The sequence below is a fragment of the Pseudoalteromonas sp. A601 genome, assembly GCF_002165575.1.
In the GTDB taxonomy this organism is placed as follows: Bacteria; Pseudomonadota; Gammaproteobacteria; order Enterobacterales; family Alteromonadaceae; genus Pseudoalteromonas.
In genome coordinates this window covers 118,630-131,133 of record NZ_MXQF01000011.1, presented here as the reverse complement: position 1 = coordinate 131,133, position 12,504 = coordinate 118,630, and the positions used below count along the sequence as shown (strand labels likewise).

6 protein-coding genes and 1 riboswitch are annotated in these 12,504 nt (G+C 38.5%); all 6 genes read left to right on the top strand.

Annotated features, from left to right (window positions below):
* Positions 1 to 102: 102 nt before the first annotated feature.
* Positions 103 to 296: riboswitch (Lysine riboswitch) on the bottom strand.
* Positions 297 to 482: 186 nt separating this feature from the next.
* The 6 genes from B5G52_RS11290 to B5G52_RS11265 all read left to right on the top strand — a co-directional run bounded on the left by B5G52_RS11290 (position 483) and on the right by B5G52_RS11265 (position 12,372).
* On the top strand, positions 483 to 1,187 hold the full coding sequence (locus B5G52_RS11290) for a DNA-3-methyladenine glycosylase I (RefSeq protein WP_087532749.1): 705 nt from the start codon (positions 483 to 485) through the stop codon (positions 1,185 to 1,187).
* Between the two features lie 17 nt (positions 1,188 to 1,204).
* Positions 1,205 to 2,614 carry a YdiU family protein gene (locus B5G52_RS11285; RefSeq protein ID WP_087532748.1) on the top strand — a complete coding sequence of 470 codons (1,410 nt, stop codon included), beginning with the start codon at positions 1,205 to 1,207 and terminating at the stop codon, positions 2,612 to 2,614.
* A 497-nt stretch (positions 2,615 to 3,111) separates the two neighbouring features.
* A complete protein-coding gene (locus B5G52_RS11280; protein ID WP_087532747.1) occupies positions 3,112 to 4,170 on the top strand; it encodes an OmpA family protein in 1,059 nt (352 codons plus the stop codon).
* 489 nt (positions 4,171 to 4,659) lie between these two features.
* Positions 4,660 to 5,604 (top strand): hypothetical protein, encoded by a 945-nt coding sequence (locus B5G52_RS11275; RefSeq protein ID WP_087532746.1) that lies wholly within the window; start codon positions 4,660 to 4,662, stop codon positions 5,602 to 5,604.
* A complete protein-coding gene (locus B5G52_RS11270) occupies positions 5,604 to 6,602 on the top strand; it encodes a hypothetical protein (protein WP_087532745.1) in 999 nt (332 codons plus the stop codon). Before B5G52_RS11275 ends, B5G52_RS11270 begins: the two co-directional genes overlap by 1 nt.
* Positions 6,603 to 6,699: 97 nt before the next feature.
* Positions 6,700 to 12,372 carry a leucine-rich repeat domain-containing protein gene (locus B5G52_RS11265; RefSeq protein ID WP_087532744.1) on the top strand — a complete coding sequence of 1,891 codons (5,673 nt, stop codon included), beginning with the start codon at positions 6,700 to 6,702 and terminating at the stop codon, positions 12,370 to 12,372.
* Positions 12,373 to 12,504: the final 132 nt, after the last annotated feature.

Genomic DNA, 12,504 nt, shown 5'->3' with positions numbered 1-12,504 from the left:
AATGAAGGAGAATTAAAAATACGCCGCATTTACATCAGTCGAACATTAAAATTCGAAGAGCGAATGGGCTTAAATAATAAGGCACACAGGCCTTATTATACTAAGACCAGAAGCTCTCCACCAAACATATCAACAGCATTGCTGTTGTTGGTGACAGTCGCTGGGATTCAACCCAGTCGCCCGAAATAACCCTTCACAAAAAGTGTTATTTCTCGGCGTTAATTCCCCTCACGTATGATCATTGGAGTGTGTGCTCCTCACATACGTTACCTGAATAACGCACCTCTTCTAGCCCATAGAGAGAGTTTAAAACGAGTAAACTCTCACCTTAAATAGGGGTAATGGCAATGATTAAAGCATTTTAGCCGTCTAGGTGTCAAGGCTAACTATGTCAGTATGTATTGATCTTTGTTGGTGAGAGGTTACGTATTAACTGCTTTTTTCGTACACTAGCAAATAGACAAAGCAAGGGTAGTTAATTAATGGAAAAGTTTCAGGATATTTATCAACGAGCAGCACAGCGAAAAGGCGGTAAAGCGATGTTAGCGCAATTGCTGCATGCGCCACTTTCACAGGCACAGCTTAAAAAGTTGCCCGATGATGCTTGGCTTGAAGAGTTTACCCGCAAGGTTTTTCAAAGTGGCTTTTATTGGTCTGTTATTAATAGTAAGTGGGCTGGCTTTAGAGAAGTGTTTTGGGATTTTAATGTAGAAAAGCTACTGATGATGCCACCTGAGATGTTGGAACAAAAAGCCAGTGATGAACGTATTATTCGTAACTTTAAAAAAGTACAAACGATTCCTGAAAACACGTATATGATCCATGAAGTCGCTAAAGAGCACGGGAGCTTTAGTGCGTTTATTGCCAATTGGCCTACAGACGACATCATTGGCTTATGGGCGTATTTAAAAAAGCATGGCGCACGTTTAGGTGGTAATACAGGGCCTTATGCATTACGCACTTTAGGTAAAGATACGTTTTTACTTTCTCGCGACGTAGAAAGTTACTTACGCGCGCATAAAATTATAGACGGTGGCTTACAAACTAAAAAATCCCTCACCGCCGCACAAGCTTTTTTTAATGAACTGCACAAACAAAGTGGCTTAAGTTTGCAGGAGCTAAGCTTAATTGTAGCCTACAGTGTGGGTGATAATCGTGTGGGTATTCAAACAACTGAACCGCAATAGCGGCGAAAGGTAATTTCATGAAATTAGTATCACGCTATACCGACATCGCAGAGCAGTTTGCTATAGCCGATAGACCAAGCCCAGTAGGCGCACCTTCGCTACTGTTATTTAACGACGCTGTGGCTAAGCAATTGAATATTGATGTTGCCTCTGAACAACAAGCTGGCGTGTTTAGTGGAAACCAACTCACATCAAATATAGCGCCTGTTGCACTGGGCTATTCTGGCCATCAATTTGGTCACTTTTCGCCTCGCTTAGGTGATGGGCGCGCGCATTTACTTGGGGCTGTTGCTGATCAACAAGGATTACTTTGGGATATTCAGCTAAAAGGCTCTGGTGCGACACCGTTTTCTCGTGGTGGTGATGGCCGTTGTGCTATTGGCCCAGCAGTACGTGAATACATAATGAGTGAAGCAATGCATGCGCTAGGCGTGCCGACAACCCGATGTTTAGCGGTCGTCGCAACGGGCGAAACCGTGTACAGGCAACCACCACAACGTGGCGCAATTGTGACTCGTGTTGCATCAAGCCACATTCGTGTTGGTTCATTTCAATACTTAGCCACGCAAGGTGATGTTGCTGGTTTAAAAGCCTTAGCAGATCTGGCGATTGAGCGACACTATCCTTATATACAAAGCGCAGGCCCTGAGCGTTATTTAGCTTTCTTAAGTGAAGTAATAAAAAAACAAATCGCACTTGTGATCAGCTGGATGCGGGTGGGGTTTATTCACGGTGTAATGAATACTGATAACACTCTTATTAGCGGTGAGACTATTGATTATGGCCCGTGTGCGATGATGAATCATTTCGATTTTGAGACTGTGTTTAGCTCCATTGACCGCCAAGGCCGTTATGCCTTTGGCAATCAGCCTAATATTGCAAACTGGAATTGCGCGCGACTAGCTGAGAGTTTAATGCCGTTAATAAGCGAAGATGATGAACAGGCAATTGCTTTATTAAGCCCTTTAATTAATAGCTTCGCTGAGCAATTTAACTACGCGTTTACTCAGATGTGGGCAGAAAAATTGGGCCTTGATGGAAATCAGGATTCAGATAGTGAGCTGGTGGCGCAGTTATTGGCTTTATTAAAAGACCATAAGCTTGATTACACCAATACCTTTGATGTATTAACTGAATCACTACAAGATAATGCTGAAATACCAATAACCTTAACTCAATGGTCGAAGTTATGGTTGCAGCGCACCAATAGGAGCAGTTATGAAGTTATGCGTAAAAACAATCCTAAATTGATCCCGCGCAATCATATTATAGAAAATATCTTAAATGACTTTGTACAATCAGGCCAAAGCGCTACTCTGAGAGAGTATTTAAAGGTGTTGCAAAAACCGTATCAAGCGCAAATCAAAGAAACCTGGTATACAGAAGCTAAAGACGATGCGCTTTACAAAACTTTTTGCGGTACTTAATTTTGTCATAGCTGGCTGTTAACTTGCTTTTAATTATTTTTTGATTCACAGCAGGGAATAGGAGACATTGCTATAAAAAGCAGCAACTCTCATGAGTTTTGATGATGTTTTTTTACTGCGGGCTAGTTAATGACTGTTATTTATTAATTTTTTTGAAAAATAAATACGGTTTCTACTTGTTGATTTAAAATTAACCAATATAATGCCCTCATGGACTTTAAAATTTGCATTACTTAGTCGATAAATCGCTAATACTCTATGTAACTACTTTTTTACTCATAGTAATTACAATATGCAATTACTATGCTGATTAGATAAAGTTTTTTATCTAGTCTATACTAAATCTGCGATTTATTATTAAAACTGCTTTAATTGATAAAAATACAATTTAAGTGTTTTCGTTAAGTAATGATTAACAAATGATTTTGTACTCTGGTCAAACTTATTAAGCTAGGGTCACTTAGCTACAATTTAATTGTGAAAATGGGAAGGAAACAATGAAATTAAAATCACTTACTATTGCTATAGCACTAGCTGCAACTAGCGCTTCAAGTTTTGCAGCCGAAAAAGAAGGCTTCTTTATCGGTGCATTTGGTGACTATTACGACGCATCATGGGAAAATATCCGTGGTACTAATGGCATGAATGTTGATGATTCAACAGGTTGGGGTGCTGAATTAGGTTACCGTTTCAACGATTACTGGAGCGCACGTTTAGAATACGCTGATATGGATTTTGATATTTCGAGTTCAGATCCAGCTATGACTGCAACCAGCATGGACGGAGATCGTTTAGGTATTGATGGTCTTTACCATATTAATGGCGGTCCTTTTTATGGTCTTTTTGGTCTTAAGCAATTAGATGTTTCTGAAAATCTTACATTCGCTAATGTAGGTGCTGGTTACCAGCATTATTTCACAGACAACTTCGCGTTTAATGCTGAAGCAGCTTTATACCAAGGTCTTGATCGTGGTTACACCGATGTTGCTGGTAAATTAGGTCTTAGCTACATTTTTGGTAAGCAAGGTTCATCAGCACCGGTTGAAGCGGCGCCAACAGCTGCAGTAGTACCTGTTGCAGTAGCTCCGACTGATAGCGATAATGACAACATCCCTGATGCTGACGATCAATGTGCTAACACACCTATGACTGATGCTGTAGATGGTACTGGCTGTACATTATATGAAGATCGTGAAGTAACTAAGAGCTTACTAATTACTTTCCCTAACAATACTTCAAAAGTATCTGAACAATATTTAGATGATATTGATAAAGCAGTTGCTTTCTTAAATGAGCACCCAGGTACTGAAGTACTTCTTGAAGGTCATACTTCATCTGTAGGTAAAGCTGATTACAATAAATGGTTATCGAAAAAGCGTGCTGACGCTGTTGCGGCTCGTTTAATCGAAGACGGTATTGATAAAGAGCGCATCATCACTGTTGGTTTAGGTGAAGAGCGTCTTAAAAATGAAGCTAACACGGCTTCAGCTCATGCTGAAAACCGTCGTGTTGAAGCACATGTAACTGTTATTGAACGTGTAAAAGTAAAGCGTTAATATATAGTAAAATGTTAAAACCCAGCATATGCTGGGTTTTTTTATGCCTGAAGTGAATAAAGTTCATACACATTGATTTTATGTAGCTTACTGCTATTTATGGTTATTATACTAGTTTCAAAAGAGCTGCAATAAAATACCTACGCCAGCAAAATATCAAGAGTATGCAGCTAAAATCAATGCGACAACGGCAGGTACGTATCGATATTTAAACTTCCATCGCATGCCAACGTATACACTCAAAAGGCCGATAGTATCATTATTCAACAAGCCGCCTAGTTTCTTTTTAGCATCAAATTATTGCAAAAAACCGCTTTATGCGGGGTTTTATTAAGTTTTCATTCATTTTCGCTTGACGATGACTTCTGATCGTCTAAACTCTTTCGCATATAAAATTAACATATGTTATTTTTTGTTACCACGGAGGGTACGGTGAGCATCTCACTCTTTCCTATTAAGGTGACTTGATAGCAGTGAGAAGGCGTCATAATGAAACTACCTTTACTAACAACAGTCCTATTTAGTGCATCAGTGTATGCAACCCCTAACCCCTCATTCAGTGAAATCCGAATTGGTTTCGAAAGTGTTGGCTATAGTGAAACCTTAGGGGATGTTGCTGGTTTTGGTCAGCTAAGTCAGTCTATTGATGTAACTAATACAACTATTCGTCAGATTTCTTATAGTGGCCTAAATGACGACTGGGGTTATTATATTGACTCAGCTAGTACTTTTATCCCTGAAATTGAAACTGAGACTTGGAGCATGGGGGAGTTTGGCGCTGTACAAGAAAATGCGTTTAAAATTCGTTCGACCGAAGTCGGCGCAAAAGCTGCGTATAATTTCAGTCAAGCCGTTCAGTTTACCGCCGGTGTTAGATTCTTTACTTCAAGTTTCACTCGTTCAAACTTTTCTTTTGTGCAGCCGGGCGCAGATGCATTTGACCAAGCATTAATTGCAATCTCTGATGATCCTGACAACCCTGCTCGTTATACCTTACCTGGCATGGATGGTGGGCATACTGGTGAACAGCAAAACTATACCTCAAATTTAAGCCCTGTTATTTCAGTCTCAGAAGATCAAATGGGCATATTGCTAAGTTTAGGTGCTCGCTATGATAGCCGATTACAAGATAGCTTCAACAAATATAGTTGGTACATTGAAGGAGAAGTAAGCTCGCCGATGTATTCGCAAATCCAGAATACTCAGTTTGAAACTACGACACTGACTGATAGTTTTAACGGTTGGGGGGTCTTTGCAAGAGCGGGTATGCGCTACCAGGTGCTTCAGCATGTTGCAGTTGTTGCGGGTATAGACGCAAATTATAAAACTAGAGATGTGGTAACTGAAAATTTAGAAAATGGACAGCGCTTGAGAGTACCTGAAGTTGAGTACACTAACATCGCTTATACACTTGGTATGCAATGGAGCTACTAATGAAAAAAATATTGCTAGCAACAATTATAGCAAGTGTGAGTTTAACGGGCTGTAAAACCATTGAATCAGTACAAAAAGATTTAGGTAGTATTACCTCAGGGCTTACTGGTGATGAAGCAACACCAGAGCAAGTACAGTTAGCTTATGAGAAGGCTGAACAAGCTTTTCAAGAAGCTCTTACAGCATATAATTTAATAGATTCGGAAGCGCTCGCTGACTTCGACACAGAAAAAGTATATGAGGCTAAAGAAGTATGGCAAGTGCTTGAAAGTGAATTTGCTGAATTAAGACTATCGCCAGGTCACGCCCTTGATAGTGCGTCATTGTTTTCATCAGATACAGTAGCAGATGAAATTATGGAACAAAGTCAGCAAGTTATTATCTTGGTTGAAGGGGCTACAGTTTCAAAAGAGCGTATTACAGCAGTGCTTAAGCCTGTTAGAGAAGAGTTTGCTGTATTGACTCAAATTGACGCAAAGATTCATTTTGAAAAACGCTATTCTACATTGAATGAGCAACACCAAGAACTAAAACAGTTACTTATAGATGGTAAAGAAGCACAAGTAGAGCAGTATGTACCTCAGCTTTTAGAGCAGCTAACAGCATTAGAAAAAGATGCCGTAGTGCAGTTTTATTTCTCTGAGTATATTCACAAAATTTATAAATTAGCTAATTCAGATAAAGCTAGCGTCTTTCCTGCTGTTTACCGTGATGTAAAAATACATTTAGAACAAGGACAAGTTTATGCACAGCAAAATTACCGTGAATACGATGGTATAAAGCTAAAAGCCGATCTTGTCGCGCACCAGATTGCTCGTATTAATAGTTTGTATAGTGAGTATACAAACTTAAAAACAGCGTTAGATGATAAAGAAATTGAGAATGAGCTGCTTAAATTTGAAAACGAATTAGCTGAACTTACAGAGAAAGTAGGGTTAGGAGATTTAAGAAATTTAACGTTTTCAGAACAATTGAACAAGGTCAAAGAAAAGTTATAACAATGAAATACATACAAGCCATAGTACAGCTATGGCTTTTCTATTTCTAATGAGCGAAATAATATACAGAACTTTATCCATTTAAGAGGGGAATAGAATGGATTTTTGCAACAGCAAACTACGCATTGGTTTATTTACGAGTGCACTACTTTTAACTGGCTGTGGAGGCGGTGGTGATGACAGTGGTGGGACAACACCAGTTACACCAGTCGATCCAACAAATCAAAGCCCAACTATTAGTTTAGTCGCTCCCACTGAAGCGATAGAACAAGAAGCATTTACACTCAAAGCTGATGCAACTGATAACGATGGTAGCATTGCATCTTATAGCTGGAGTCATGATGCTGGTATCGAGTTGACAAGTGATAGCCTGTCAGCGGCCAATGCGACATTTACTTCCCCTGATATAACAGAAGATATAACAGTTAACTTTACTGTTACAGTAACCGATGATAAAGGTGCTACGGCTTCAAAAACACAAGAAATAGTTATTAAGCGTAAAGTGTCGAATGTGACTATTACAGGCCTGGTTACCGATGAACCTATTGCCAATGCAATGCTTGAAATTGTTGTTGGTGATGAGTCTTTTCCTACTCAAGCGGATGCAAGTGGACGCTACAATATATTGTTAGATATAGATGAATCATCAAGCAAAAAGTTGGTAAGAGTTAAGGCCAAAGGTCTAGATGCTTCAAATCCTGGTGTTGAATTTGTTTCTCAATTAAGCTCGGTTGAAAAGCTTTTGGCACAAGCTGGCGATGATAATACGCTTGATAGCACGGATAACTTTGGCGTAAACATTACTAATGTTACTACGGCTGAATATGCATTGTTAACTCGTGGCGGTGTTGAACCAAGTAATGAAGAAGAACTTGATACTGCACTGCTGAACGTTGATGCCGATGAAAAAATTCAATTAGCGACATTAATCAAAATTGTTGTAGATAACCCAGATTACCAATTACCTGAAGGTGTTAACAGTACTCTAGAGTTGGTTACAGATGAAGCTGTTGCACAAAAGTTTGAAAATGAAGTAAATGAAAAAGACCCTGAAATTATCGAAAAAACCAAAGAAGAAATCAAGCAAGATGATGATTTGGTAACCGGTTCTAAAACCTCACTAGTGGGTGATTACATTATTAACTCTCCACGTTATCACAACAGCCGAGCTTATCATTTGCTATTAAATGAAGATGGCAGCGGTACTTTTAATTCGATTACACAAAGTGAATTAACTTGGGAAAGTGTAGATGGTGTTATTAAGTTAAGTTTCGAAAACCCTGTAGTAAATAATGAATACACAAATACTGAGGAAAATACGAGTAATACCATTTTCCTCAATACCTTGAGTTTTGAAGTTCTAGCTGAAAATGATGTATTTCGAACCCTTGATGTTACAGAGACTACATCACGTAAAACAGTTAACACTGTAACCGGTGAAGAAACACTGACACCTGAAGTGCCTTATGTTTATACGTCTAATTTAATTCATAAATCAAAAACATTAACGCTTACCGAAGGTGACTTAATCGGAACCTGGGTTTTAGATACCGTGAATTTGGGTTTTCATGCAGACGACCCTGAAACTATTATTTTTAATAATGATGGGACTGGTGAAGTAGTCACTGATAATAATGAGCCGTTCACTTGGTCATTATCAGGCACTAAGTTGTCAGTTATGTATGACAATGATGGGGACGTTGGAGTAACAGACTTTTGGTTTACAAAAGCACTCAGAGCTGGCTACCAATTAGTCACTCTAGATGCAAACTCAGATGAAGCAGCTAACTCTACGGCGGGACTGCTGATCAAAAAAGAGCCTGTCTCATTAACAAATGAAGACTTCATAGGTCGTTGGCATGGCTATATTGGTACCGCTCAATCATTTGATATGAATGTTTACCCTGATGGTACTGTAATGATTGGATTGGGACATACTTCATATCAAGGCGAGATTAGTGACGGTAAATTTACTCGAAAGCTATATCTTTATGATAATAATGCAGTTACTAGTTGTACTGGGTTTGATGATAGCTGCTATTTAAGTGCGCAGATGCGTCATGAGTTTTTGAATGTCAAAGATGATTATTACTATGTTTTAAGAACATTTGAATACTTTGATCCTGAAGGTAAGATTACATCGAGTATTGAAAGTGTTTTAGTATATCAATATAGTAAAAGTTTTGATTATACTGAATTTACAGAGGAACTGCTGAGTCAATGGACTGAGTTATATAGAGAAAATGGTGGAACTGATTTCTTGTATCCTACGAGTGAAGGATACACATTAGAGCTAAATGGAGAGCAATTTACAGGCTTAACTTTTGTTGATGGAGTATTGAGCTATGAAGTTGATGGCATAACATGGTTTCTAGAACTTGTTTCAGCTGATGAGAATGAGATTATTGTTTGTCATTACCAGCAAGGTACTGAGTGTTCAGCTGCAACACAGATTAGCTACTTAGCTAAGCGCCCTAAAGTAACCCTGACTGCAAATTCGAACGATAATGGAGAATTATCACCGGTAATTCAAGAGTCATTTATTTATCAAAATGTAGGCTTTGAAATAATCCCAGCAGATGGTTATGTTGTAGATTCTATCGAAGGCTGTGAAGGTTATATTGAAGGCGAGTATTATATCGCGTTTGCTAGTAATGTAGATTGCGAAATTAATACTACGTTTAAAGAGCAGCAAGAGTCGATTGGTTCCTTCATAATTGGGAACCAAGATCTCTATTATGCAAGTGCTTATACAGTAGAGTTGCTTGAAGATAATACTGGCTCTTTAACTTACAACGGTAAAGTTGATATAACGTGGAGTCGAAGTGCTGAGGGGGTTATAGAGATTACTCCTTTAAGTGATTTTGTTTTACAAGAATATGAAAGCTACTCTAATAGCACAGGGATGAATGTTGCGACTAAAGATATTGCAATAAAACTGACTTTAACTCCACTCCCTGAGAAAGGCAGTAATTGGTTTGAATTAGCGCGAGACATTGAGCAATTCCAAGATGATGTGCTTGTTGACGAATATACAAGTTCATATGAGGTGAACAAAACAAATCTAGACCAACGTTTAGTCATTAACGACGATGATATTGTAGGTGAATGGTCTGTTGACCTTGTAGGTGAGGATACTGTTTATAAAGTAACTTTTAGTGACGATGGTACTGGTGTATCTCACAATATCAGCGATTTATCTGATGAGAGTTTTACTTGGCAAGTAACCGATAACACTATGGTGCTTAACTTTCCTGAGGATGGCGGAACAGAGTCACTTTATATCACTAAAGATCTAAACGTCGGTTATCAGGTGGTTACTCAAGGTGTGTTTGAAGGTGAGCATTATACAGACTCGGGCATCATGGTACGCCGTAATCAGCAAGCTATTACGGCAGATAATTTTGCTGGTCGCCATCAATTTAGAGATGGTCATGGCATTGATACTCATTGGTCTGAAATTCAAGTTTATGATGATGGCGAGATTTTCTTTACCTTTACTACAAGCGCTTATCAAAGAGGATTTGAAGATGGTCATTTAAAGCGTGACCTATATACTGAGTATGTTGATGGTCGTTCACAAAGAGTTGATTGGTGTGATGTCACTTTAGATAGCTGCACTCTAGAGGGAGAATTTATCTATACCTTAGTTGCTGTTGATGGTCAGCGTTATTTTATAGAGCGCACCTTGGGAGATGGTTCCTTTGATGAAGGCACTACAGCACACCTATATATCCATGATTACAGCCCTTCAACAGAGGTTAATCAATTTTATGAGTATGATTTAGATTATATTGGCCTTTATCAAAATGATAGCAATGGCATTGCCCGCTGGTTTGTTACTTATGGTGATTACGACGAAGCGCAAGATAAACAATATTATACTTTCCAAATTGATGATACTGAGCCTGTAAATGTTACGCTCTTTGATGGCAAGCTTGAGTTAATACTTGATGGCCAAGATACCGTCATAGAGCTTATGGATAACAATCGTCGTGATGTTACCTTCTGTAAATACTTAAAGGGTAATACTTGCCAGCCCGGTGATGAAGTGTATTTATCATTTGATGCGCCAGAGCACACGATAACAGTAAATAGCGATGGGAATGGCTCATTAGCTGTAGGAGATGATAGTAATGTTACTCATGGCTCAAATTGGTCGACATCTATTAATCCAAACTCAGGTTATGAGCTTGATGAGATTTCTGGTTGTGATGGCTATGAAGATGGCAGTGATTATAGAATCCCTTATGTGAAAGAAAGCTGCCAAATCGATGTAACCTTTAAAGAGTTTATCCCGTTATCTGCTCAAGCAAATATTACAGATCCTGCACTGGCAATGTGTGTTGATAGCTCTGATCAAACTAGCTTAGAGGATGTGACAGAGTTACGTTGTCACAATCAGTATAATGGTGAGATCACTTCTTTATCAGGTCTTGAGGTTTTACCTAACTTACAAGTGCTAGAACTGGAGAATATCAATGTTGGCACAGATCTGGATTTAAGTAGTCTAGAGGGGTTAACTGAGTTTTCTATCGGTTATAATATTGACTCTGAGCAGCAAGCACAAATTGAAAATGTTACGTTTTACGATCCTAGTTTAATTACTCGCTTAGAGCTGAGGAATCAACATATTGTAACTATTGATTTATCTGCTTATACGTCGCTTCAATATTTGAGCTTATTTTATACTCCGTTGATTCAGATCGACTTATCAAATCAAACGCAGTTAGTGAATTTAGACTTACAAGGGACAGTGTTAAGTCAGTTAGACCTAACGTTCAATACTCAGTTAGAGTCTTTAAGGCTTAATAGCGGTAACTTAACTGAGCTTAATATTGGTCATTTAACAGAGTTAAGGGATGCATATTTGTGGGATCAAGGAAATGTAACTGAACTTGATATCACTAATTTACAAAAACTTACCTGGTTGAGAATTGGTCGTATGGGTATAAGCTCAATTGATTTGAGTAACCAGACTGAACTTGTAAGTTTAGATATTAGAGAAACCTTAATTAACAATTTAGACTTTTCAAAATTGGACTCGCTTGCATCTATTAATGTAAGGGGAGTTGAAGAGTCTCTGGTGCCTTGGGATCAACTTTACCTTGTTTCTAGCATTAGTATGGGGGGGCAAAGTTATAGCAGTTTTAACTTCTCACCGTTTACCAACTTAACCTATCTTTCTGTGGTTGATTCTAGCATTACTGAGTTTGCAACAATTGCTAATCCTCAACAATTACAGACGTTAAGTATCAGGGGAAATAGTGCGTTAACCCAGTTAGATATAAGCGCAATGACATCATTACAGGATCTTATCTTAGTAAGTACAGCCGTAACAAATCTGGACTTTTCTAATAACGCTAATTTGCAAAGGGCTGGTGTTATAGATAATCCACTGCATACAGTGGTTGGGGTTGAAGCTATTACTTCTAATAGCGCAGTGTTGTCCTTTGAAAATAATCCGCTAAGCAGTGGTACTGTTAGTTATTTAGATGATTTACGTGATAACCAAGGTTATTACAATATTTCGTATTCAGTAAGCTACAGCGTTACAGTGAATGTAATTGGTAACGGTAGTGTTAGTGAATCTAGCTTTCTATTATCAGATGGTGCAAGCCGCGGGATAAATTTATACCCAGATAGTGGTTATGAAGTTGCAAGCGTAACAGGCTGTAATGGTACTTGGGACTCAACTGACTATTATGAGGTAGGTCCAATCACAGAGTCGTGCGAAGTAAATGTTGAGTTTGTAGAGACAACACCATAAGTTTATTGAATACCTTTTGTAGTTGATAAAACGGCCACTCCATGTGGTCGTTTTAATTTTTAAATTAAAAATTCAATAAAACACGATTTTAGATCTTAATTTTATGCATTTACTTGCCTTTAACTAAATAAA